We start from the raw sequence: 25,036 nt of genomic DNA, 5'->3' as shown, positions 1-25,036 counted from the left end.
ATATGATGCTCACCGTACCAAGTTTAACTAAAAATTCGCACCGTTTTAACCCGCAAACATGAGCATTTCATACCCTTTTTCATACTGTTATTCCAGATTGGCCTAAGAAAAAGCTGAATCGATTAAGTTGCGGGATATACATCACAGCCAAACCACAATTTTGCTTGCTACACTGCCAATAAGCTTACCCATAAAGGATGCACAATAATGATCAGATTATTTACTGAAACAGATATGGATACGCTCCTCAATGTATGGCTTACCGCATCAATTGATGCACATGACTTTGTAGAGCCCCACTATTGGCACAGCAAAATAGACAGTATGCGCACACAATACTTACCCAATGCTATGACGTGGGTTTATGCTGATGAAGGTGAAATTAAAGGGTTTTACAGCCTAGCCGATGGCCAGCTTGCCGCTCTGTTTGTTGACCCGCAGTATCAGAATGCAGGTATCGGTACTGAGCTTTTAGCGCACGCAAAACAGCAGCTAGAGACCCTCACACTGACGGTATACGCTGAGAATTTTGATGCTGTTCGTTTATACAAAAAACACGGTTTTAGCATTCAAAATGAGCAGCCAAACCCGTATACCGGACACAAAGAATTCGTGATGGCAACAGCATAATATCTGTACTTTTGAGGTTTTTAATTCTAACAGCTTGTTTTAAAAAGCAGAAAGCCAATCGTAAAGTACGTTTAACTAACGTAACTTACGGTTGGCCTCCCAACCTTTACCTGATTTTTCTTTACGCTGATAAGCGCCTTTGCCTTTTTTATTACGCTCTACTTTTGCTTTAAAAACCGGGCTGGTGACCAGTGCTTTTAGAGCGTTATCGTTAATCGTGCCTCTGTTCATTTCAATTTTTTTGCTCATACCCCACCTTCTTACTTTTTTGTGTTTATTACAGCCTCAAATAATCATACAGCAGTATGAAGAAAACTCGCTCATTACGGTTAAAAATACCACAGAAGAAATCCAGATATTGTCAATTATGTCTAAGTAATGAATTCTGTATCAAGTTAGCTATGTTATTCTCTTTTAAAACAGTATGTTATCAATAATTAAACAGATTAATTGATACAGTTCAACATAAAAGGAGGTTCAATAAAATGTTCAAATAACAAAAACACCACTACCGAACTTATTTTATGATAAACCACACCTATTTGGCCTTATCGCTGATCGCACTTTCTATCTCTCAGGCTATTGCCGCGCCCATTACATCAACCGTCAATATCACTAATGGTCAAAATGTTAACTTATCTAATAACATTGAAACCCATAATGAATACGGTGTTGCTGTCAATGGCCCAAACAGCACGTTAATGTCTGATGGGAAATCAATTACCACTGAGGGGGATAACGCGCTGGGTATCCGGGTTATGAATCAAGGGCATGCGGTTTTCAAAAATGGCACCATTCAGACCCATGGCTCAGGATCTTATGGTATCAGTGCTGAAAATAGTGGTTCATTAATCGAGCTTGATAATGTCAACATTATTGCCGAAGGCAGTAACTCTTACGGCGCATTATCTGCCAGTCAGGGTAACATTAAGGCAAGTAACCTCTCAGTCACCACGAAGAACAGTAATTCAAACGGAATCAGCTCAATTAATAGCGGATCGTCTGCTGCACTCAACAATACTAGCGTAAACACGCAAGGGAATACTTCCCACGGTATTTACAGTGCCGAAAAAGGGGCAAGCATCACCTCAACGGCACTAACTATTCATACCCAAGGTTCACTTTCGTACGGCATTGATCAAACCAATCAAAGTAGTGGCTATTTCAATGACACCACGATCACCACACAGGGTAAAGGCAGCGCTGCTGTGAATACCTCGTCCGGTGCAACAACGGCCCTGAATAATCTTTTTATTGATACGTATGGCGATCGCAGTGATGCCTTTAAAGTTAATTCAGGTAATCTCAATATCACTCAGGAAAATACGGTAAATATCATTAACACCCACGGTGTAAACTCCAGCGCCATAGATCTGGCCGGAAAATCAACCATAAATATCCAGAACAGCTCTATGGTTGGCAGTGGTGATAACAATCATGTCTACTTTATCCACAATGGTGTATCAGTGATTAATTCATCTGGCAATACGATGAAATCAACCGGCGCACTGATTCAAGCTACCGGCGGAAATAGTATCATTAATATGCAAGGTGATTATGCCACCAATGCTATCGGCGGATTAATGGATATTAGCAGCGCCTCATCGGCTAAACCCACCACTGTCACTCTCAATGCCGATAATCAAACACTGCTAGCCGGTAATATTGTTAATAGCAAAAATAGTACTGCAATTCTCAATCTCACTAATCAATCAGAGTTCTCAGGAAATACACAGAATTTGACTCAAGCCAATGTGTCAGGGAAAAGCCAATTATTGCTCAATGGTAATTCCAGCATAGATACCACACACCTTGATGATGGTGATCTTATCTTCACGCAAAACAGTACCTATTATCCAACATTACATACTCAAACACTGTCGGGCAACGGTACAATACTATTTGACACTACTTTAGGCAGTGATCACTCAAACACAGCAAAAATCACGGCAGATAATATCAGCGGTAATTATAAAATTTATGTGCACAATCTTGGTGGACAAGGTGCTTATACCCGTGATGATGGTATCAATATTATTCAAGCAAATAATGAAAACACCGCCAATTATGCGCTAGGCGCTCCTGTCTATGCGGGTGTGTATGAGTATTTACTCCACCGCCACGGTAATGATATCTATCTGCAAAATGAGATCCCTGTAAAACCGGCAGAACCTGATGTAAAACCAACACCCGATCCATCAAAACCACCATTAACGCCGCCGGTTACTCAGCCTGGCAATAACTCAAATGCTGACCACACACCAAGCTATCGTCCGGCAGTACCCGGTTACCTGCTAGCAACTTATCTTGACCAAAACTACGGCTATCTTTCCATCGGAACGCTGCATGAGCGAACCGGTAATGCCATTGAACCTCAACCAACAAATAAAAATTCACAGCGTATGTGGTCACGGGCATTTACCAATAAAACACAAACCAACAATTACCGATTCGACTTCACCTCTTATACCAACTTTTACCAGATTGGGTATGATTTAAAACATGAAAGTGATGTTGCCGAACCAGTTTATGCCGGTGTTACCTTTGAAGTCGGCCATGCACACAATAAAACCTATGATGAAAAGCGTATTGATGGTCAATTTGCCGGAAAAGTTAATGTAGATGCAATCGGCATAGGTGCTTATTACACACGCTATCTCAGCCAAAATGATTATATTGATATTGTCGGAAAAGGGATTAAATATAAAAACAACTACTCGGCAAAAGCAGAAAATAGCCAAACACAACATGCGGCATCACTACTGTTATCTATGGAGTACGGAAAATCATTTCTTATTGCAAAACATTTCCATATAGAGCCACAGGCACAGGCTATCTATCAATTTAACCACGTAAATAGCATTGCTGACAGTTATATTGGTGTATCGAAAGAAAATACCCAAACTGGGCAACTAAGGTTAGGCAGTGCCTTTTATTCTGACAGCATCAGCATTAATAAAGACATTAATTATCGCCCTTATTTCTCGGCAAATTATATTAAAAAAATGAATAACAATGCGCAGTTAGTGACAGACAGTGACGGGCTAAAGCAAAATATGGATTCAGACTACTGGCAACTCGGTGCTGGGCTCGATAGCCATCTTAGTGCCCACACTCAAGTCTACACAAAAATCAGATACCAGCAGACATTTAGTGACAATGAGTCTCAATATAGTGCGATGGTAGGGTTATCTGTTACATGGTGATGACTCAGCCTCAAGTAAAGAGACTATACCGCAAGTACCGATATATACATAAAGGTAAAATAACCATTAACCTGCTGATAAAAAAGAAACATTTTATATATTTACAAGACTTCATATTCTTTATTACACTGTATATTGTAAGGAAAACATATCATGTTGCATTTTCTCTGTATGTAACAAAAAACATTGATTGAAACATTTTGAAAGAAATGTTTAGCTATCTGTGCGTTATTCAGGTTAAAATTCGCAACTGGTGACATTTAATAAAGCCAAGGATATCTTGTGAGAAAGTATTGGATTCCTGCTATCTCTAGCGTTACCGCCTTTTTACTGGTGGTGTTAATGCTAGGTCTGATGAAACCATCAGGTAGCGAATCTTTACTGATCGATGCTTGGGATAGTGTTAAGTGGATGACTTTTGCGTTGATTTTTAATTTTCAGCTCCCATTTTGGGTTGCAAGAATCAGTGTGTTATTAATGGTCTTTATCCCACCTATTTTAATTTTTTTGATCAGCAAAGACCTCTTGTCTCGACTGTTTAAATATACAGAAGATGAATACAGAGCGTTAAACGCTAAAAAATAGTTATCATATCAAAATACCTCGTTATTTTATTACCTATGAAAACCCATACTAAAAAGGGGAATAGCAATCTGCTACTCCCCTTTTTTTAATTAAAAGATATTCCACATCAAAAATATAGATTTTTTTGTTTTCCCAGTATCACTCTCACGATCAACTTTAAGGTATCAAACAAATAAAATCACTTAATGTCTTATACTAGCAGGCCAGTGATTTTAATCACCAGCCTGCCGATTAATCAGATTAAATCAGATTAAATCAGATTGCCCAACCACCGGCATAAAAGACAACCAGTGCCACAGCAATAATCACCGTACCAATATTAAGCTTTTTAAACTCGCCGGCAACAATACGACCAACCACCAGCGCAGAGAAGCCGAGCATAATGCCAGTAACAATATTACAGGTAAGAACAATAAACACCGCACATAACAAGCCGGACAGTGCATCAACGTAGTCATCAAAATCAAGTTTGGCGACATTACTCAGCATCAGCAGACCTACGTACATTAATGCCGGTGCAGTTGCATAAGCAGGTACCAGATAACTCAGTGGAGAGAGGAATACCATCAGCAAAAACAGCACGCCAACCACGGTGGCAGTCAGGCCTGTTTTCCCACCCGCTGCCGTACCTGCTGCTGATTCAATGTATACTGCCGCCGGAGATGCGCCAACAAAGCTAGAGAAGATGCTACTGACCGAATCTGCCGTCAGCGCTTTACCACCGCTGATAATCTGCCCGTCTTTATCCAGCAAATTAGCCTGCCCTGCCAGCGCACGAATCGTACCGGTAGCATCAAAAACTGCAGTCATTACCAGTGCCAGTACAGTCGGCAGAATAATAGGCGAAAGTGCGCCCATGATATCCATCTGACCAAACAAAAAGCCGCTGTCAGATGACAGATTTGGCATCGCAAAAAAGCCGTTAAATTTCACATTCGGGTCAAACGCCAGCCCCAGTGCGGAAATAGCTACAATCACCATTAAAATACCGCCGGGCACTTTGCGACGCTCCAGACCAAAAATAGCAGCTAAACCTAGTAATGACATAATGACAGGAAAGGATGTAAATACCCCAAACTGTACAGGCAAGCCAGCTTGTGTATTTTTGACCACTAATTTGACACTGTCTGCGGCAATCAACAGTAAAAACAGGCCAATACCAATTCCCGTACCGTGCGCAATGCCAGTTGGTAAGTTGCGCAAAATCCACTGACGAATACCGGTCACGCTAATCAGCGTAAACAGGATACCCATCCAGAAAATAGCCCCTAAAGCAACAGGAATGCTGATGTTCTGGCCCAGCACCAAGCTAAATGCCGTAAAGGCGGTAAGTGAAATAGCACAGCCGATGGCCATAGGTAGGCGAGCCCACAGGCCCATCAAAATCGAGCCAAATGCAGCAACCAAACAGGTTGCCATAAACACCGCACCCTGATTAAAACCAGCTGCACCCAGCATATTGGGTACAACAATGATGGAGTACACCATAGCAAGAAAGGTAGTCACACCGGCAATCAGCTCTTGGCGGACTGAACTGCCACGTGCAGTAATCGAAAAATAGCGGTCAAAGCCAGACACAGGGGCGATATTCACAGAGGTTTTTCGCGGTGACGGAGCGTTCGTCGACATGAACCGATTCCTTAAATAGACATTAGCACGCAGATAAAAAAACAGATTTTCAATGTAAGGGATGATGCCGGTACAGGCTGTTTACTCTCAGGCATTTACAGCAGCGCTAATAGTAAAGATTCCTTGTTTAAAAAACCACAGCAAACGGTTGCGATCACATAATTGATTTCATGTTCAGAGAATACTTCACGACTCTGGCGTGCTCCAACGGGTAAATAGATCAGCCGGTAGACGGATATCAAATTGATCCAGCACGCGGTTTACAGTCTGATCGACCAGATCTTGTATCGTTTGTGGCCGATGATAAAACGCCGGAACCGGTGGCATGATCACCGCGCCCAATTCGGCCGCTTGTGTCATCATACGTAAATGCCCAAGATGCAGCGGTGTTTCTCTTACTGCCAGCAACAAGCGACGCCGCTCTTTTAGCACCACATCGGCCGCACGAACCAAGAGATCATCGGCATAACTGTGCACAATGCCGGATAACGTTTTGATCGAACAAGGCAATATCACCATACCGCAAGTACGAAATGATCCCGATGAAACCGATGCTGCAATGTTGCGTACATCATGGTATACATCGGCAAGTTCTGTCACCTGACGTAAACTGTAATCAGTTTCAAGATCGAGCGTTCTTCGGGCAGCCTGACTGATGATCAGATGGGTTTCAATGTCTGGTAACTGTTGCAGAACCTCAAGCAAACGAATGCCGTAAATCGCCCCACTTGCACCTGATATTCCGACAATTAAGCGTGTCCGTTCCATGCCTGTTGGTACTCCGGTGAATTGACATTAATGGCCGTTCGCTGACCTAACCCCGCCTGATTATCCAGCCAAAAAAGCTGCTCAATATCCAACATAAACCAGCTAACTTTAGCCATTGACTGCAGCAGTTTTTCATCTTGCAAAATAAAGTTAAAACGCTTTAGATACTGCGCCTTGGCTGACTCAAGTTCAGCCTGTTCAAGCAGCCTGACACTCCCCACACCTTGTAAACCTTGGATTTTATTCCACTGGCAACTGTCGGTATAAATACTCAACGCCACACGCGGATTTTGTAATACCGCCTGTGCATGCCGGCTCTCTAAGCGTGAAAGAAAAATCAGCCGAGCCCCTGAACTAGCCGCATAATAAACTGGCGCACTCCAAAGCCCTTGCTGATCTTGTACCGATAAAGCCAATACCTGATGTGTAGCAAGATAATTAGCTACTGCAAGTTCAACAGTGGCATTCTCTGCTACAAATTCTGTATCAGATACTATTTCGGAAGTTAGCAACAGTGTTGACGATAAGTAAGATGTGGGCATACAGAGTATACTTTTTCTGGGAAAAGAGTCTGTTTATACCACAGCCGATTCGATGACTTCTAGCACACAAGAATTTCTAACATATAGCAGTAATAATCAAAACGTATCAATAACAGCGATAAAAAAACCTGCCATGACGGCCACACAGCCTTACTGCGATGGCGCTCAATGACAGGTTTTTACCCTCAGGTTAGCTTTAAAGTCTTCTTTAACATCTACTTTAAAGCATTTTTAAAACCATTAACGACACACTAAGATCAGCGTTCGTTGTGCAGATCTAAACTTGAGGTATTCATTTGTAATTGTGCTTTTGCATCATCATTACGCAAAGAGTCAAGGTACTCTAAATAGCCCTGATTAACATCTTGAGTGATATAAATACCGTTAAATACCGAGGTTTCAAACTCTTTGATCTCAGGGTTCTCTTCTTGTACTGCAGCAACAAGATCAGTTAAATCCTGAAAAATCAGTGCATCAGCACCAATCATACGGGCAATTTCGGGTACTTCACGCCCGTACGCTATCAGCTCATGTGGGCTTGGCATATCAATGCCATACACGTTCGGGAAGCGAATTTCAGGAGCGGCAGAAGCAAAATAGACCTTCTTCGCACCAGCTTCACGGGCCATTTCCACAATCTGCTCTGATGTTGTGCCACGAACAATCGAGTCATCCACCAACAGCACATTTTTACCGCGAAACTCAGATTTAATCGCATTGAGCTTACGGCGCACCGACTGACGACGCAGTTGCTGTTCAGGCATGATAAAGGTTCGGCCAACGTAGCGGTTTTTCACATAACCCTGACGATACGGTTTATCTAAAATCCGCGCAATTTCAAGGGCGATATCGCATGAAGTTTCAGGAATCGGAATAACCACATCGATATCCAAATCCTGCCACTCACGGGCAATTTTCTCACCCAAACGCTGCCCCATGTGGACTCGGGCGCTGTAGACCGAAACTTTATCAATGAACGAATCCGGGCGGGCAAAATAGACGAACTCAAAAATACACGGGCAAGTGCGTGGATTTTCAGCACACTGCTGGGTGTAAAGCTCACCATCAAAGGTGATGTAAATGGCTTCGCCTGGAGCAACATCACGCACAAATTCAAAACCTACCGCATCAAGCGCCACCGTTTCTGATGCAACCATGTACTCAAGCCGACCGTCATCGAGCAACCTCTTGCCAAGCACAAGAGGGCGAATACCGTTAGGATCACGAAACGCCAGCATTCCGTTACCGATAATCATGGCAACACAGGCATACGCACCACGCACCAATTTATGCAGGGCACTCACCGCGGCAAACACATCATCTTGAGTCAGCGGATAATGATCAAAACGGTTGAGTTCATTGGCCAGAATATTAAGCAACACTTCAGAATCAGAAGTGGTGTTAACGTGGCGGCGGGCAACTTGGAAGAGTTTACTTTTTAGCTCAATGGCATTGGTAAGATTACCGTTGTGCGCCAAAGAGATACCAAAAGGAGAGTTAACATAGAAAGGTTGCGCTTCAGAAGCACTGGAGCTGCCGGCGGTAGGATAGCGCACATGCCCTATCCCCACATTGCCTTGCAGCCGCAGCATATGCCGCGCCTCGAATACATCCTTGACCAATCCATTTGCTTTTCGCAGCCGAAACGCGTTTTGGCTATCAATGGTGACGATGCCTGCGGCATCTTGACCACGATGCTGCAACAACGTTAGCGCATCATAGATGGATTGATTGACCGGGGTGAAACCGACCATACCGACAATACCGCACATGTTTCCTCTATTTCCTCTACAAGTGCCCGCATAGCGCTATATCGGCAATTTGGGCAGGAAGCTGGACGAACCTTTTAGGTATTCAAAAAACCATTGGATGACGGTACCAAATTGCGGGATCAACACAGATTGTTGCCACCATTCAGTTTTTGAGAAGCCAGTAAATGAATCAAGGAAGAATAAAATGGCTGCAATAATCAATACGCCACGTAGCGCACCAAAGCAGATCCCCAATACTCTGTCTGTACCTGATAAACCGGTTTTCTCAACAAGCTGACCGATCACATAATTGATCACTGATCCGGCAATAAGTGTAGCGACAAACAGCGCGGCAATAGCGGTTCCATTGCGCAACATGGGGTCTTGAAATTGTGTAAAGTACTTCGCTAATTCAGGGTAAAAATGGCTCGCCACAAAAAAAGCCACTACCCATGTCACTAACGAGAGTGCCTCACGGACAAAACCGCGCACCAAACTCACCAGTGACGAGAAACCAATAACACCCAAAATTGCGTAATCTACCCAGACCATATTTTATCCTGACGCGTCTGTTGCGCGCATTCTAACAAAAAAAGGAAACGTTTGCGTATATAAATTTCACGCCAAAAATAACTAGTGGCGTAACGGATCAAATCCCCGAACCTGCCCGCGCAGACCGGTCAGCCGCTGCATATCATCCAGTGCGAAAAGAAGTTTTTCTTTACTGGTATCAGGCCCGACATAGATCCGGTTTAATTGCCCAGCAGCCGCTGGTGAAGGCTGACTGTACGCTTTATACCCGCCGGCACGTAGCTTACCGAGCAGCTCATTGACCTTATCAGCATTTTTTAACGCCCCCAACTGAACCACGTATGCTTTACCACTTGGCGCAGCCTCTGGCTTGGTTTTTTCCGGTTGTTTTGCTACTTCAGTTGGTGTAACTACTGGTGGAATGATCGGTTTACTCGCCACCGGCTTTGCTGGCACAGGTTTATTCACTTCCGGTGTTTTTGCGGTAGTGGTTTGTGCCAATTTTGGTGGTGCTACCGCCGTTGGTACCGAGCTATTTTCTTGCTCTGACTGCATTGGATCAACAGTTTCTGGCAAATCAGGCTCAGCAGGTGTTAACGGTTGTAATGGCTGTGAAATTGCCGGCGGCAAATCAGGCCTATTACCCGCCTCTTGTTCTGTTGGTTTCAGAGGGATAGCCGCAAAATCCTCTTGGTGCTTTTTCTGGCTGTCTAAAACATCGGGCAAAATAATGACACCCAGTGCAACTAATACCACGGCACCGACTAAACGATTTTGAAATTGACTTGCCACCTTAGCCCTCCTTGTGTGCTAGCTGATGTGTCGGCTTGGCGCTGATTGCTTCCATCACGTCTGCCACAGTGTAAAACGAGCCAAAGACTATCACCAAATCTTGTGGCTGTGCGCGCGTTAATACGGCACGCCATGCTTTAGTCACTGAATCAAACGCCTGTATATCAGCACTTGTTGCTGCATTCTGGTTGTCATCAGCCACCAGCGCCATATTTTGACTCGGTGAGTCTGCATGATTAACAGCAATCTGCGATAAAATAGCCGCTAAATCACGCCCCTGCTGACCGCGCGGCCCTGCCAACGTAGCACAAAGCCAATGATCAATATGGGGATACAGAACCTGTAAAGCGCCAGCGGCATCTTTATCTGCCAGCATACCCACCACCGCATACACCTGCCCCTGTGCCGGATTAGCGCTGCGCTCTTGCAGACGGGTGGCCAAATAGCGTGCCGCATGCGGGTTATGTGCCACATCTAAAATAACGGTTGGGTTTTGCATCACCTGCTGAAAACGCCCCGGCAATGCTGCCTGTAGCAGCCCTTGGTAAATGGCATCGTCACTGACTTGTAGCCCGCTCAGGTGTAATGCGGTCAACGCACTGGCCGCATTTGGCAGCGGAATTTGAGGCAACGGCAGATTATTGCGGTGCATATCACCACACTGCCAGCACCATGTTGATGGATTTTCTGCATCTGATAGCTGATATGCCCACTCAGTGCCGACACGATAAAGTGTTGTACCAAGATTCTCTGCTGTGTGTGCGATAGATTGAGGCATATCCGGCTCGCCCACCACGGCAGGGCAATTTGCTCGGAAAATACCGGCTTTTTCACGGCCTATACTTTCACGAGAGTTGCCCAGCCAGTCGGTATGATCAAGGTCGATACTGGTAATGACCGCCACATCACTGTCGACAATGTTGGTAGCATCCAGACGCCCGCCCAGCCCCACTTCCAGAATGACGACATCCAGCGCAGCATCGGTAAACAGTTTTAATGCCGACAGGGTACTAAATTCAAAATAGGTTAGCGATGTTGCACCACGCCCCAACTCAATAACGCTAAACGCGGCACTGTGCAGCTGCTCGCTCAGCTCATCTCCCTGTATGCGTACCCGCTCGGTATAACGTAGCAGATGCGGGGAGGAGTACACTCCCACACGGTATCCGGCCTGCATTAGGATCACTTCCAGCATCCGGCAGGTTGTCCCCTTGCCGTTCGTACCCGCTACCGTAATCACTGTTGGTGCCGGTTTGGTAATGCCCAGCACGGTGGCAACCTGCTGAGTGCGGGCCAGCCCCAGATCAATAGTCGTATTGTGGAGGTTTTCAAGATAAGAAAGCCACGTAGCAAGAGGCGACGTGGCTTGGGGAGGAGTCAGAGTCTTCATCATACATCTACCTAGCGCGCATTTTCCCTGCGCGGCTGTTATCGTGTAGTCATGTTCTCACGCGTGTTTCCACATGCCGTGACCGATATCAATACAGCCAAAGACGACAACTGCGGGTCAGCAGCCTAAAGCACGCTGACCCGCAATAAATAGGTTATTTTTCGTCGGTATCTAGCTTGGCTGACAGCGTGTCTGTCTCGGTTTCAACCGCAACAGCCTCTTCAGCCGGGCGCTGTGCCGGAACAACCAGCGGTGACGGTTGCAAAGTCATCTTAGCCAGTAAACCGGCCAGACGCTGGCGCATTTCCAGACGCGGAATGATCATGTCAATCGCGCCCTTTTCCAGCAAAAACTCACTGCGCTGGAAGCCTGATGGCAGGGTTTCACGCACAGTTTGCTCAATCACCCGCGGGCCGGCAAAACCGATCAGCGCTTTAGGCTCACCAATGTTGATATCGCCCAGCATCGCCAAGCTGGCAGACACACCGCCCATGGTCGGATCGGTCAGTACCGAAATAAACGGCAGCCCTTTTTGACTCAGGCGAGCCAACGCGGCACTGGTTTTTGCCATTTGCATCAGTGAGAACAGCGCTTCTTGCATACGCGCACCACCACTGGCAGAGAAGCAAATCAGCGGCGAATTCAGCTCAATGGCTTTATCTACGGCACGCACAAAACGAGCGCCCACCACCGAAGCCATTGATCCGCCCATAAAAGAGAACTCAAAAGCGGCTGCTACAACCGGCATGCCCATCAGCGCACCCTGCATGACGATCAGTGCATCTTTTTCACCGGTCTCTTTTTGTGCGGCGCTCAGTCTATCTTTATATCGTTTAGAGTCTTTGAACTTCAGAATATCTTTCGGCTCTAGCTCTTCGGCAAACTCAACACCGGTGCCTTCATCAAGAAAACTTAACAACCGACGACGGGCAGTGATACGCATGTGGTGGCCACATTTCGGGCACACTTCCAGATTCCGTTCCAGTTCAGCACGGTACAAAACTTGTTCGCAGCCATCACATTTGGTCCATACTCCCTCTGGAATACTTGCCTTGCGCGAGGAGACGATATTTGTTTTGTTAATAATACGCTCGATCCAGCTCATGGATGACCTTTCAACCTTGTGTTTTAACAGCACCGCCTGCAGCAGTGTAAGCTCAGGAAATACCGCACATTAAACCACATCAGATTCACGCTGTGGATAAAAAACTGGTCATACCCGACCAGCCTGCCAATTCATGTGACGCTGAGTTTTTACTCTATTTCGATACAATTTCCGATGAATCACGGCGACGCTGCCGCCAAAACTCAATAATACCGGGCAGCACCGAAACAAAAATGATCCCTAAAATCAATAACTCAAGATTTTTTTTAATCACAGGGATATTGCCAAAATAGTAACCGGCATAAACAAACCCCGTAACCCACACGATACCACCAATCATATTAAACAGGGCAAAATGTCGGTAGTGCATATGGCCCATACCGGCTACAAACGGAGCAAACGTGCGCACAATAGGCACGAAACGGGCAAAAATAATGGTCTTCCCCCCGTGACGTGCATAAAACTGCTGAGTACGTTCAAGATGCTGACGTTTGAATAAACGTGAATGCGGGTTACTGAACAAACGTTCACCAAATAAACGCCCGATACTGTAGTTAAGTGCATCACCGGCAATCGCGGCAATAATCAGTAAAACCACCAGCAAATGCGCATCCATCTGGCCGGTTGCCGCCAGTGTTCCTGCTACAAACAGCAGTGAATCACCGGGTAAAAATGGGGTAACAACCAGCCCAGTTTCACAAAAAATAATTAAAAATAGAATACCGTAAATCCACAGGCCATATTGCGCCACTAGCATGGTCAGATGCACATCAATGTGCAGGATAAAATCGATCAGTGAACTTAACAGCGCCATGGCTTCACATCCTTGAAAAATCCGTGAGAAATCCGTTTTAACACTCAAATCGGCCGAACCCGCTCACAACGGGATAACAGCGGTACGCAATAACGGCTGAAAGAGGTTCTGCCAGTATACTCTCAGCCAGCTTGCATCAGTAAATATCAGTCGGTAATAAACAGTGGCCCAAGCATCGGCTTTGGCAAGGCAAATTGCGCCGGATAATCTACCGCCACCAGATACAATCCGTCAGCTTTTGCCGTTGCCGCAGCAATACGGCGATCTTTGGCCGCCAGCACGCTGTCAACCCACGCTTCTGGCTGATGCCCCGCGCCCACTTCCAGCAAACTGCCGACAATATTTCGCACCATATGGTGCAAAAAGGCATTTGCTTTTACATCCACAATCACATAATGCCCCTGACGGGTGATATTGAGGTGCTCAATGGTGCGCCATGGTGAATGAGACTGGCACTGCAACGCTCGGAATGAGGTAAAATCGTGCTCACCGAGCAGATACTGCCCCGCGCGCTGCATTTTTTCGACATCAAGCGGGTGGTGATAATGTGTCACGCCATGGCGTAAAATAGCCGGGCGATAGCCGTAATTATAAATAATGTAACGATAGCGGCGTGCGGTGGCGCTAAAACGCGCGTGAAACTCTTCCGACACTTCGGTGGCCCAGCGCACGGCAATATCATCAGGCAGATTGGCGTTCACGCCTAATGTCCATGCCGCATCTTTACGAACCGAGTCTGTATCAAAATGCACCACTTGCCCCGTACCGTGCACACCTGAGTCTGTGCGTCCTGCACAAAAGACATTCACCGGATGGTTTGCCACTTTTGACAGTGCTTTTTCTAAACGCCCCTGCACACTGTCAACTTCTTGCTGACGCTGCCAGCCGCAATAACGGCTTCCATCGTATTCAATGCCCAGTGCAATACGCATGGTCAACTTACCCTTCACGACAATAAAACGTGCGATTATAAACAAAAAGCGGCGGCCTGTAGCCACCGCATGATCAGTTTCTAACGTTTATTTTCCGCGCTTAAACCGCCCAAACCATAAAGCCGGTATTGTGCGGGATAAAAGCGCGGAGTTAAGCGCAGAATACTTTCCTAATAATCCGGTTATACCGGTGTAGCTTCCTGCAGCATTTTTTGCGCCTGCTGTTGCTGGCTCTCAGAGCCCTCTGCTATCACCTCATTGAGCAGTGCAACCGCGCCTTCAGGATCATCAATATCCAGATAAGCGCGCGCTAAAATCAGCTTGCCGACCAGATCATCGGTCATATCATCATCGCTGTTTACACTCTCAGCGGCAGGCTGACGCGGATGCAGCGCACGAACAAAAGGTTGCGTGACACCGTCGCGCTCTTCAGGAGATAACTGATCGGTCATCAGATGCGGCTGTGCCTCCCAATCCTCATGCTCTGACTGTGGCTCTGGCGGCAGCGGCATAGACCAGTGCTCGGCCTGTGAAAGCAGCGGAGTTGAGAGATCAAAATCGGCCTCAGTCATATCCGGCAGATCAAACAACGGTGTTTTGGCGGGAATAGCAGCGGCAGGTTCATTGATTACCAACGTTGGCGCAGTATCTGCCTCTGTTTTTGCTGCTGTGTCTGTGATATTTATATTCGATTCTGTCGCAGCAGCATGAAGATGAGTTTGAGCCTCAACAAAATCAGCTGTTTTGGCAGTGGCAGGTGCTTGTACCGGCGCGGTAACAGCCTCGGGCCGAGACTCGGGCAGAGTATCAGATTGATAATCAGGCAGAGCATCGGATGCCGACTGCGCAATCAGGCTAACTGCCTCAGGTTGCAACGGCTGGGCTGACTCAAACAACTCTTCATCGCTAAGCAGTAATACCGAATCGGTATTATCATCGATGTCAGCCAGCAGATGTACATCGTCATCAAGATCCAGCGGTGAGCCGTGTTGACGTGTTGGAGTCGATAACATGGCATTCACGATATCATCCCCCAGATCAAGATTTTGCTCACCACCGAGCATATCGCCGTGCGCTAAATCATTGTCAACCAGCGAAGCCAGCTCCTGACTCTCGTGGTTTGTCTGACTCTCTGCCGCGCTTTCCTGCGCTTTCGGCGCTAACATTGCCGATGCAAAGGTCGATTCAGGGAAAGAAACACTCTCTGATTCCACATCAAGCTTATTCGTCTTGGCCGGTGCCAGCCGAGCCTCTGACGGCTCTGCTGTTTCTGATGACAGGAGATCGGTATCCTGCTGTGAGGAAGAAGGTGAATAGATAGACTCATCTAGCCCCGCAAACAGTGATGGCGGTTCCGGCAAGGTCTGCGCATCGGCTTTAGTTAATGCAATATCAGGCACAGAAACAGTGAAAGTATCATCAAGCAATACGGTATGCGTTTCAGTGTCAGAGTTAGGCTGACTTTCCGTCTTACTTTCAACATGAGTGTCGGCTGACGGTTTGTCTGCCGTGGTAGTGCTAGCATCAGAGCTATTCGGTTCGTTCAATTCAGAGGCAGTAATCGCATTCCAGTCTGGATCTATCAGCAGATCATCCGAACGGTTCAGATCCGGAGTCTCTTCCGCCAATAAATTAACGCTGTCAGGGTGCAGTATGTTTTTACTCTGATGCTCTTCAAATGCTTGTGACAGCATATCCTGCTGCTTACGCTGACGAACCCGATACAAGACCCACAGTAAGAAACCGATGATAGTCGGCGGGATCACGCCCACGGCGATTGCAACCGGCCAGCTTTTAGCCATCTGATGAGTCAAGGATGCTGATGATGACTCGAGCATATCGTATTTAACCTGTAACTCAGCCAGCTGCTTTGCCTGTAGATCGGCCTGCGTTAGCCGAGTTGCTGCGTCCTGACGGAAATGCTGCTCTTCGGCCAGTGTAGCCTGTAAGGATTTCATCTCAATACTCAGGGCGCTGACCTGATTGTTCAGTTTCAGGTTTTTTTCAGCCAGCAAGGTGATTTCCGCATTGGACTCCACAAGGTGCTGACGCAGGTGCTTGAGTTGCTCTTCTGGGCTGCTACCTGCGCTGTTAGGCTGAGTATTCTGTTCCGATGACGTAGTTGTATTGCCACTGGCCGCTTGGCTATCTGATGGGTTCTCCAGTGTGCGGGTTGCCATACTGGCTGCTACGGTCAGTGGAATGACTGCACTAGCACTGCTTTGTCCGACGTTTTTTATATCCGCTACTGTGTTGTTTGGTGTTTGGACATCCGCCGATGTTTGGGTTTGCTCTGCCGCTAAAGATGATTGCACTTCAGATGATTGCACTTTAGATGGTTGCAATTCAGGCGCTGATGTTTTTGCAGCAGAAACCTCAGATACTGACACATCTGGTGATGTGGTTACCGGGGTTATGGTGTTTTTTTCAGTGGTACTGGCTGCTGCTGTGGCTGTGGTTAATGCTCCGGTGGTTAAGGCTCCGGTATTAGCCTGCTGATAACGATCAGCAAGATTTCCGGCCGGTTTATCGGCAGTTATCGCAGGAGTTGTTACTGTCGGCGCTGCTGCGGGTGCTGTAACCGCAGGTATGAGAGCTTTCGAATCCGCCGTGTTTGTTGGTACAGCGGTGTTGGGCGCTGTTTTCACATCCTGCTGTGGTTGATTTTGGTTACGGGTGTAGGCTTCCCACAACGGTTTTTCACGATCTAAGCGTGAGTTGATAACTGAGGTACGTTCGGCACGCACTTGCTCTAGCGTTGGAATACGCAGCCGACTGCCGGGCTGTAGCCCGTGCAGGTTATTGTTCTCAAAAGCCGACGGATTGAGTCGATACAATGCACCGATGGTTTGCTGTACCGAAACCTTATTTGACGGTCGTACTCGGCTGGCAATTGACCACAGTGTTTCGTTGTTTCGAGTCGGCCCGTAAGTTGCCGGAGTGCGGGTACGGGTAGTGTGCGGAATCGGCGCCGGCTGTGTCAGCCGTGAAGGCGCTGATGTTGCAGCAAGCGGCTCACTGTCCGGCCCGACAACCGGCATTTGATAAGCGCCTGCCGGCATGACAGTGCCGGATAAAACCGCTATTGCAATAAACCGCGCTATTTTCGTGGTGGTCACAACCGATACCCTCTCGCATCAAAATCTATGTTGGTTAAAAATGGCCATACGGTATGCCGCACAATTGCCGTTTTTGTCAGCAAATTGCGCTACCTGTGAGCAAGTTAGCCTATATTTTGGCATTTCCCCCAACGCTTGCCGGATAACAAGCAAAAAATATGCCGGAAGCATTAACTTCCGGCACAGTGTCTGTTTCAGGTTTTCTGTACGCCGCGGGTTGGTTTATTCCCACGTAAATACCCGTATATCTTAGTTACAGGTATTCATTTATCAGGCGCTCTGCGGTTTGCAGGGCCATCATAGCGCCACCAAACTGAACATTATCGGCTACTGACCAAAATTGTACGGCCTGCGGTAAACCGTAGTCATTACGCAAACAGCCGATACTCAGATGAGGAACACCGCTGGCATCACTAACTTGAGTAGGGAAATCCCCCTCTTCCAACAGTGTTAAATCGGCACTGTCACGCAGCAGATCAGCACAGGTGTGCGTATTCAGCGGAAAGTCTGTCTCTACGGTCACTGACTGGGCATTGCCGTAAAAAACTGGGGATTGTACGCACTGCGCAACGATAGGTAGCATATCATCCTGCAAAACTTTGCGGGTTTCATCAACCAGACGGCGCTCTTCTTGTGCAAAGCCTTCGCTATCAACACGAGCCGCACTTGGTAGCATATTAAACGCCAATTGTTTCGGGAAAATAGATTTTTCTACCGGGTACCCGTTCAGCAAACGTGTTGCCTGCCCCGCCAAATCAGCCACCGCATGCTTGCCCAGCGCAGAGGCTGATTGCAGATTGGTCACACTCAGGCGTTGTAGCGCACCGGTTTCAATCAGCGGATTGACTGCGGTTAGCAACTGGCATACCGGCGCGCTGGCTACCGCGACAATATTGCGGTTACGAAATTCAGCCAGCACATGCGGGTTCACTGACGGCACAACCAACGGCACTGACGGATCAAGGGCAAACAAACCGCTGCTGTCAATGACCAGACAACCGGCATCAGCCGCTTGCTCAGCATAGCGCTCGCTGGCCTCTGCTGAGGCAACAAAAAAGGCCAGTTGTGCATCAGCCCAGTCAAACTCATCAGCCGATTGCAAGGCGATATTCTTGCCTTTAAACAGCACGGTATCGGCATCACCGGCGCGGCTGACTAACGGGTAAATCTGACCTACAGGGAATTCACTCTCACCCAACAATGTCAGTAGTGCTTCACCTACCGCTCCCGTCGCGCCTAGTATGGCGATATTCCAACCTTCGTTCATGCTGTTCTCCGCGGCTTGCGCTTACTTTTGATATTCGATTATACCCTGATTGACCCCAATTAAAGGAGATCAACGATCGATCATGATACGATGCTGCGGCCTGATGGTCACGGCTATTTTTCGGCAACGCAGGCCGAGAACCCGATATTGCACAGAAATTGTGCACTCTGCGGATTATCGCAACAGACCGTCAGCGATGACCATTCGCGCCGCTCGGGATAGTGTTTACGTAAACGGTCAAACTCACCGGTGAGAGCCGCACCGCGCCGCAAAGGCGCATCGTCACGCCGGACATCGTAGACTAAATGCGCTAACCGCGTCAGCAAAGCCTGATCAATTTCGCCCTGCACCTGTACCTGTGCAATATCCGGCGGGGGTAATAGGGTCTGTAAATCGGCCCGCGGCTGATGGCCGATATGCTGGCAAAACGCATCAAACACTTGCGCTGTACCGCGGGCCTTACCTTCAAGGCTATAACCGGCAATATGCGGTGTGGCAATATCAACAAACGGCAGCAAAGGAAGTAACATCTGTGGCTCATTTTCCCACACATCCATAATAAGATGCAGTTTTTTTCCCTGCTGCATGGCTTTTAGCAGTGCATGGTTATCCACCACCGCACCGCGGGCTGCATTAATCAGTATGCAGCCGTCGGGCAGCGCGGCCAACACCTCGGCATTGACCAGATGCCGTGTCGGATAAGCCCCTGCTTTAACCAGCGGGGTGTGAAAAGTCAGCACATCAGCATTGGCAACAATATGCTCAAAACTAACAAACTCTGCCGCACCTTCACGCTCTGCGCGCGGCGGATCGCACAACAACGTACTCACGCCCAACGCCTGCAAACGCTGATATAAACGCGAGCCAACATTCCCGACACCGATAATACCCACGGTTTTATCTTGCAGTAAAAAGCCTGACTGTTCAGCCTGTATCAGCAGTGCAGAGATCACATACTCCACCACCCCAACCGCATTACAACCGGGCGCCGATGAAAAGCCAATACCGGCCTCGGCCAGCCATGCGGTATCCACATGATCAAAACCGGCGGTCGCCGTGCCAACAAACCCCACTGCAGTATTTTGCAACAATGCCTGATTAACGTGAGTGACAGAGCGCACCATCAGTGCATCAGCGTTAGCCAACACCTCAGTTGGCATTGGCCGACCGGTGACTGGATTCACCCGCCCAATCTGCCCGAACAGCTCACGCGCATACGGCATGTTTTCATCTACAACAATATTAAGCGGCGAATTTTTTACTGTATCGTTCATACTAGCACTGCTTAGACAAGCACTATTTATACAAACATCGTTCACGAAAGTACTGTTCACAAAAACACTCCATAGCATTGAGTGAAAGCCGATGGCTATCGTTTCGCAATGAATATCATCAGATAATCATCTGGGTAGTTAATGTCATTAATTTACGTATTTTTAGCATATCACACTGAAAAATACGCAAGTAAAAAGCAGAATGTCACCATGTACGTACAGATTACACCGCAAATATAAATATCAACTCTCTTGACGATAGCTTCGTTATGCAAAATCGTCATATAGAAATGGTTGATATACCTGAACTGCGCCACCATATCAGTGTCATACAGAAAGATATTGGTGAATTTGCCACAACATAAGCAAAACACCGCACAGGTAAAACAAATAAAGTACGCAGAGCCTATCCCACTGAGCATCATTGGCAAATAAATTAGCCCAACCCAAATAGCCATAGTGGAATAGATTTTTAGATGGATGAACGCACATAACCGGTAAGGATCTCAACGATGCAATGGCAATACGCTGATTTACAACAACGCCTGAGTGCACATACTGGCTGGGATGTTGAAGCACATGCTGACACGCTGTTAATCCGCAATGATGAAGGGTTGGAAGCGTATCTGGCTATCTCTGGCGAGCAAATTTTAGTTGAAAGCTTGCTGTTTAGCACTGAACAGGTGGCTGATATTGCTGGTCTGAATGCGACAATACTGCGTACACACCAACTGTTCCCATTATCAACCATTGCCATCAGCACCATTAATAACGCTGAGTATTATATGGCATTCGGTGCGCTTTCATCTCACTCCTCTTATGAAAATATCGATGCTGAGATTGCCACCTTGTTCCGCAACATTGCGGCGTTTATTGACCTTTATGACGATTATTTGAAGTGAGAAAACAACAATGAGTATCTGGAAGAAGTTATTTACCGCAGTAAAAGGTGGCGTGAACGAAACGGCAGAGAGCATTGCCGACAGCCAAGCTTTACGTATTTTGGATCAAGAGATCCGTGAAGCAAAAGATGAGTTACGCCAATCAGATAACGCACTGATCACTATTGTTGCAAAACGCAAACTGGCCGAGCAAAAAATACAAACACTTGAGCAAAGTATTAATGAATACGAGCAACATGCGCTGACTGCAATGGAAAAAGGTGAAGAGACGCTGGCGCTTGAGTGCGCAGAGCGTGTCAGCAAACTGCGCAGTGAGCAAGAGAGCGAACAGCAGTATCTTGACCAGTTTGGCAACTCAGAAACTACTCTGCGCACCAATATCACGCAGGCAAAAGAGAAACTGCGCCAGCTTGAACAACAAGTTGATATGGTCAAAGCCACTGAAACCGTGCAAAAAGCACAGGCTTCTGTTTCTGCCCGTAATGTGGGTGCAAACTCTAAAATGCGCACCGCAGTAGAATCGCTCGATCGCATCAAACAAAAGCAAGCAGAGCAGCAGGCAAAACTGGAAGCGGCCAGCGAGCAACATGCTCAAGACAGTGGCGATGCACTGCAGGCTAAACTTAAACAAGCCGGTATCGGTGGCGCGCCTACTAGCTCGGCAAAAGATGAATTAGCCCGTATTATGGCGCGTAAAAACGGCAACTAATACGCTCTCATCTTGCTAACTCAAGCCCAGTCAGTGCCGTGCACCGTCTGGGCTTTTGACTATATTTACCTGTCAGGAAACCATAGTATGTTTGACTGGTTTAAGAAAAAAACGCCTCCGGTTTCTGCTGCGCCAAGTGCGCCCGAGGTGCTGGGTTTACGCTTAGGTGGCGCAATTGAATTTGATGATTTGGCTCTGCGCCTGATTGAACCGCATGTCATTTTTGAAGGCGCAGCACGCAGCCAGATTATTCAGGCCGTAGGCGAAGTTCAGCTAGATAATAACAGCCGCCTACTGCGCTTCTACACCGATGACGATGGCTTTGTCCAGGTGCTGCAACAAGGCGGAACACAAGACAGCGATGTGGTTGATGTCAAGCTGTGGTATTTTTACGAAACCTGCGCCATTGATACGCAAACCAAGTGGGATCAAACACTGGCACAAGAGATAGTAAAATCTACATGGCAGCTTGAAGGTGAGCAGTTTGACAAAGTTTGGCATAATGAACGCCCAGTTGCGATGACAGAAAAAACCTGGAGTGCTGGCACACAATTTCCGGCCGAAACCGATCAATTTGTGATGCTGTATCAGCGCCAAGCCAATGACAGTGTTGATGAGTTTGTGATGATCTCAGCAGAAGAGAAACAAATCTTTAACGATCAGGAGCGCGCCTTAATCATCAGCACCGGAATCAACCTTACCGCCACTGATTTTAGTGTAATTTAAGACCGGTATACCCTGTATGCCATACACTGTGCACCACAACTCTATATTAACGCCATGCCAAGGAGGACTCTGTGTCACTATTGTCAGGATTAGGATCATTTGCTCTCTACTTTTTTGCATCCCTGTTTATGCTGATGCTGTTCAAGTGGGTTTACGTAAAAATCACCCCTTATGATGAGTGGACGCTAGTCAAAGAAGAGAAAAATGTTGCCGCAGCGATTACCCTGTCAGGTGCATTTATCGGCTACAGCTTGGCGATTGCCAGTGCCGCCAGTAACTCTGTCAGCGTGTTTGATTTTATCGTCTGGGGCATAGTGGCCATGCTGGCACAGGTGATAGCCTTCCTGATTGTTCGCTTTGGCTTTATGCCCAGCTTTGCCGAACGCATCACCAATAATGAAATCGGCGCGGCAATATTAATGGCGAGTATGTCTATCTCTGTCGGTTTGCTTAACGCAGCCTGCATGACTTATTAAAGGAGAGCAGAATGAAACGCAGCCAGACAATTCTGCGGGAAAAACTACGCAAAAGTTGGCGACCGTTTAACCTTGCACCGCTCTCAGTAGCGGTTGCCGGTTTGGTGCTGGCAGGGTGCGGCGAAGAAGCACAACCGCAAATTTCAGCGGAAGTGTTTAAAAATCTCTCTGATTGCATCAACCAAAACCCAGAACTTGCCGCTGAGTGCCAGAGCGCATACCAAAATGCACTGGCAGAAGCAGCAAAAACTGCCCCTAAATATAACTCAGCAGCCGATTGTAATGCCGAGTTTGGTGCTGGGCAGTGCATACAATCACCCGGTACAAACTGGTTTATGCCAATGATGGCAGGCTATATGTTCGGCAAAATGATGAACAGTGGCCGACCAAGTTACAGCAATGTGCCAGTATTTACCCCAAAAAACCCCAATAATCGTAACTACGGCTCTTGGACAACAGCAGACGGCTACAGTTATGGCAAAGCCGGCAATAACAGCCGCGTTGTACTCGACAATAATGCGCTGAAATCAAAACCCGCGACCACCCGCACCATTTCACGTGGTGGATTTGGATCAACGGTTGAAGCTAAATCAAACTGGGGCAGTAAAGAGAGCTCACGCTCTTACTCATCAGGAAAAAGCAGCAGCTCCAGCCGCAGCTGGGGGGGATAATGTTTCGAATTCCTTGTAAAGAGCGGCCAAACTGGCGACAACAGGCCGCCGAATTTGGTTTTGGTTTTCACACCATGTATGGCGAACCCTACTGGGATGAAACCGCCTACTACCAATTTAGTCTGCAACAAATTGAAGAGGATTTGGAGCAACCCACCCAAGAACTTCACCAGATGTGCCTTGAGGTGGTTGATCAGGTGGTGCGTGATGAAGCCCTGCTGCGCCGCTTTCAAATCCTCCAGCCACTCTGGCAACAGGTTGCAGACTCGTGGCACAGGCGGGATCCCAGCCTCTATTCGCGGCTTGATCTGGCCTATGACGGCCAATCACCCGCTAAGCTGTACGAAAATAACGCCGATACCCCAACCTCACTGTTTGAAACTGCGTTCTGGCAGTGGTTATGGTTAGAAGATAATGTTGATCGCGGCCAGTTGCGGCGTGATAGCGATCAATTTAATCGAGTACAAGATGCATTGGTTCAGCGGTTTCATCAGCTTGCACCGAGTAGCCCGCATACCCTGCACTTTACCTGCTGTCAGGATACCGAAGAAGATCGCGGTACCGTGCAATATCTGGAAGACTGCGCCAAAGAAGCTGGGCTAAACACCAAATTTGTGTTTATCGAAGAGATTGGGCTGGGTGAAAATGGCCGCTTTACCGACAGTGATGATCAGATTATCGAGTGGATGTTCAAACTCTACCCGTGGGAATTTATGATGCGCGAAGGCTACGCCGAACATCTGCACAGCGCGCAGGTGAACTGGCTAGAGCCGATGTGGAAATCGATTATCTCGAATAAAGCACTGCTGCCAATGCTGTGGAAGCTGTTTCCACATCATCCAAACCTGCTGGCCTCGTATTTTGCCGATGATCCGGCCAAGTCAGCGCTGACAGATTACGTGGTCAAACCGCTATTTTCCCGTGAAGGGGCAAATATCAGCGTTGTGCAGAACAACCAAACGGTGTATCAGGTTGATGGCCCGTATGGTGATGAAGGCATGATCTATCAGGCCTATCACCCACTGCCGAAATTTGCCGATAACTATACCCTGATTGGCAGTTGGCTGATTGATGATCAACCTGCAGGGATTGCGATCCGCGAAGATGCCTCGCTGATCACCCAAGATCTCTCCCGCTATTTGCCGCATGCCATTATTGGGTAGTGCTTGATAGATATGAAACGGAATGAATATCAATAATCCATAACCCATAGCCAA

Annotated in this window: 23 protein-coding genes; 9 read left to right on the top strand and 14 right to left on the bottom strand. The window is 47.3% G+C overall.

Features of this window, described 5'->3' with window-relative positions; all coding sequences use genetic code 11:
* The first annotated feature begins 207 nt into the window (after positions 1-207).
* Positions 208-630 (top strand): N-acetyltransferase, encoded by a 423-nt coding sequence (locus AC1HDJ_RS06800; protein WP_479534463.1) that lies wholly within the window; start codon positions 208-210, stop codon positions 628-630.
* Positions 631-705: 75 nt separating this feature from the next.
* Here AC1HDJ_RS06800 and arfA read toward each other — a convergent pair whose 3' ends face one another.
* Complete coding sequence (gene arfA, locus AC1HDJ_RS06795; RefSeq protein WP_479534461.1) at positions 706-879, bottom strand: alternative ribosome rescue factor ArfA; 174 nt, start codon at positions 877-879, stop codon at positions 706-708.
* Between the two features lie 275 nt (positions 880-1,154).
* Between arfA and AC1HDJ_RS06790 the strand changes: the two genes are divergently transcribed.
* Positions 1,155-3,836 carry an autotransporter family protein gene (locus tag AC1HDJ_RS06790; protein ID WP_479534459.1) on the top strand — a complete coding sequence of 894 codons (2,682 nt, stop codon included), beginning with the start codon at positions 1,155-1,157 and terminating at the stop codon, positions 3,834-3,836.
* Positions 3,837-4,118: 282 nt separating this feature from the next.
* Complete coding sequence (locus tag AC1HDJ_RS06785; protein WP_479534457.1) at positions 4,119-4,421, top strand: hypothetical protein; 303 nt, start codon at positions 4,119-4,121, stop codon at positions 4,419-4,421.
* A gap of 255 nt (positions 4,422-4,676) precedes the next feature.
* Here the strand turns inward: AC1HDJ_RS06785 and AC1HDJ_RS06780 are convergent, their stop codons facing one another.
* The 13 genes from AC1HDJ_RS06780 to pdxB form a co-directional block, all read right to left on the bottom strand.
* Positions 4,677-6,050: an NCS2 family permease gene (locus AC1HDJ_RS06780; RefSeq protein ID WP_479534455.1), complete on the bottom strand. Its 1,374-nt coding sequence runs from the start codon at positions 6,048-6,050 to the stop codon at positions 4,677-4,679.
* A 186-nt stretch (positions 6,051-6,236) separates the two neighbouring features.
* Positions 6,237-6,818 (bottom strand): UbiX family flavin prenyltransferase, encoded by a 582-nt coding sequence (locus tag AC1HDJ_RS06775; RefSeq protein WP_479534453.1) that lies wholly within the window; start codon positions 6,816-6,818, stop codon positions 6,237-6,239.
* A complete protein-coding gene (locus tag AC1HDJ_RS06770; protein ID WP_479534451.1) occupies positions 6,800-7,360 on the bottom strand; it encodes a pyridoxamine 5'-phosphate oxidase family protein in 561 nt (186 codons plus the stop codon). The genes AC1HDJ_RS06775 and AC1HDJ_RS06770 overlap by 19 nt, the downstream gene beginning before the upstream one ends.
* A gap of 257 nt (positions 7,361-7,617) precedes the next feature.
* Complete coding sequence (gene purF, locus AC1HDJ_RS06765) at positions 7,618-9,132, bottom strand: amidophosphoribosyltransferase (RefSeq protein ID WP_479534449.1); 1,515 nt, start codon at positions 9,130-9,132, stop codon at positions 7,618-7,620.
* A gap of 36 nt (positions 9,133-9,168) precedes the next feature.
* Positions 9,169-9,663, bottom strand: a complete 495-nt coding sequence (gene cvpA / locus AC1HDJ_RS06760) for a colicin V production protein (RefSeq protein ID WP_479534447.1) — start codon at positions 9,661-9,663, stop codon at positions 9,169-9,171.
* Positions 9,664-9,744: 81 nt separating this feature from the next.
* A complete protein-coding gene (gene dedD / locus AC1HDJ_RS06755; RefSeq protein WP_479534445.1) occupies positions 9,745-10,434 on the bottom strand; it encodes a cell division protein DedD in 690 nt (229 codons plus the stop codon).
* 1 nt (position 10,435) lies between these two features.
* Complete coding sequence (gene folC, locus AC1HDJ_RS06750) at positions 10,436-11,824, bottom strand: bifunctional tetrahydrofolate synthase/dihydrofolate synthase (protein WP_479537034.1); 1,389 nt, start codon at positions 11,822-11,824, stop codon at positions 10,436-10,438.
* Positions 11,825-11,978: 154 nt separating this feature from the next.
* Positions 11,979-12,929 carry an acetyl-CoA carboxylase, carboxyltransferase subunit beta gene (gene accD, locus AC1HDJ_RS06745; protein ID WP_479534443.1) on the bottom strand — a complete coding sequence of 317 codons (951 nt, stop codon included), beginning with the start codon at positions 12,927-12,929 and terminating at the stop codon, positions 11,979-11,981.
* A gap of 154 nt (positions 12,930-13,083) precedes the next feature.
* Positions 13,084-13,743, bottom strand: coding sequence for a DedA family protein (locus AC1HDJ_RS06740; RefSeq protein WP_479534441.1), 660 nt, complete (start codon positions 13,741-13,743; stop codon positions 13,084-13,086).
* A 146-nt stretch (positions 13,744-13,889) separates the two neighbouring features.
* Entirely contained in the window at positions 13,890-14,675 is a 786-nt protein-coding gene (gene truA / locus AC1HDJ_RS06735) for a tRNA pseudouridine(38-40) synthase TruA (RefSeq protein WP_479537032.1), read from the bottom strand.
* A gap of 182 nt (positions 14,676-14,857) precedes the next feature.
* Positions 14,858-17,794: a FimV/HubP family polar landmark protein gene (locus AC1HDJ_RS06730; RefSeq protein ID WP_479534439.1), complete on the bottom strand. Its 2,937-nt coding sequence runs from the start codon at positions 17,792-17,794 to the stop codon at positions 14,858-14,860.
* Positions 17,795-18,047: 253 nt separating this feature from the next.
* Positions 18,048-19,061, bottom strand: a complete 1,014-nt coding sequence (locus AC1HDJ_RS06725; protein WP_479534437.1) for an aspartate-semialdehyde dehydrogenase — start codon at positions 19,059-19,061, stop codon at positions 18,048-18,050.
* A 113-nt stretch (positions 19,062-19,174) separates the two neighbouring features.
* Positions 19,175-20,335, bottom strand: coding sequence for a 4-phosphoerythronate dehydrogenase PdxB (pdxB, locus tag AC1HDJ_RS06720; RefSeq protein WP_479534435.1), 1,161 nt, complete (start codon positions 20,333-20,335; stop codon positions 19,175-19,177).
* 512 nt (positions 20,336-20,847) lie between these two features.
* Here pdxB and AC1HDJ_RS06715 point away from each other — a divergent pair.
* From AC1HDJ_RS06715 to AC1HDJ_RS06690, 6 genes are all read left to right on the top strand, one after another.
* The gene (locus tag AC1HDJ_RS06715; protein ID WP_479534433.1) at positions 20,848-21,237 is read left to right on the top strand and encodes a DUF2170 family protein; all 390 of its coding nucleotides are present in this window, start codon (positions 20,848-20,850) and stop codon (positions 21,235-21,237) included.
* A 10-nt stretch (positions 21,238-21,247) separates the two neighbouring features.
* Complete coding sequence (locus AC1HDJ_RS06710; RefSeq protein WP_479534431.1) at positions 21,248-21,946, top strand: PspA/IM30 family protein; 699 nt, start codon at positions 21,248-21,250, stop codon at positions 21,944-21,946.
* 87 nt (positions 21,947-22,033) lie between these two features.
* A complete protein-coding gene (locus AC1HDJ_RS06705; protein ID WP_479534429.1) occupies positions 22,034-22,672 on the top strand; it encodes a YjfK family protein in 639 nt (212 codons plus the stop codon).
* 71 nt (positions 22,673-22,743) lie between these two features.
* The gene (locus AC1HDJ_RS06700; protein ID WP_479534427.1) at positions 22,744-23,148 is read left to right on the top strand and encodes a DUF350 domain-containing protein; all 405 of its coding nucleotides are present in this window, start codon (positions 22,744-22,746) and stop codon (positions 23,146-23,148) included.
* Between the two features lie 11 nt (positions 23,149-23,159).
* Positions 23,160-23,819, top strand: coding sequence for a DUF1190 family protein (locus tag AC1HDJ_RS06695; RefSeq protein ID WP_479534425.1), 660 nt, complete (start codon positions 23,160-23,162; stop codon positions 23,817-23,819).
* Entirely contained in the window at positions 23,819-24,982 is a 1,164-nt protein-coding gene (locus AC1HDJ_RS06690; protein ID WP_479534423.1) for a glutathionylspermidine synthase family protein, read from the top strand. Before AC1HDJ_RS06695 ends, AC1HDJ_RS06690 begins: the two co-directional genes overlap by 1 nt.
* Positions 24,983-25,036: the final 54 nt, after the last annotated feature.

The organism is Plesiomonas sp. ISS29 (genome assembly GCF_056522795.1).
This window is presented reverse-complemented; position numbering and strand designations above follow the sequence as displayed.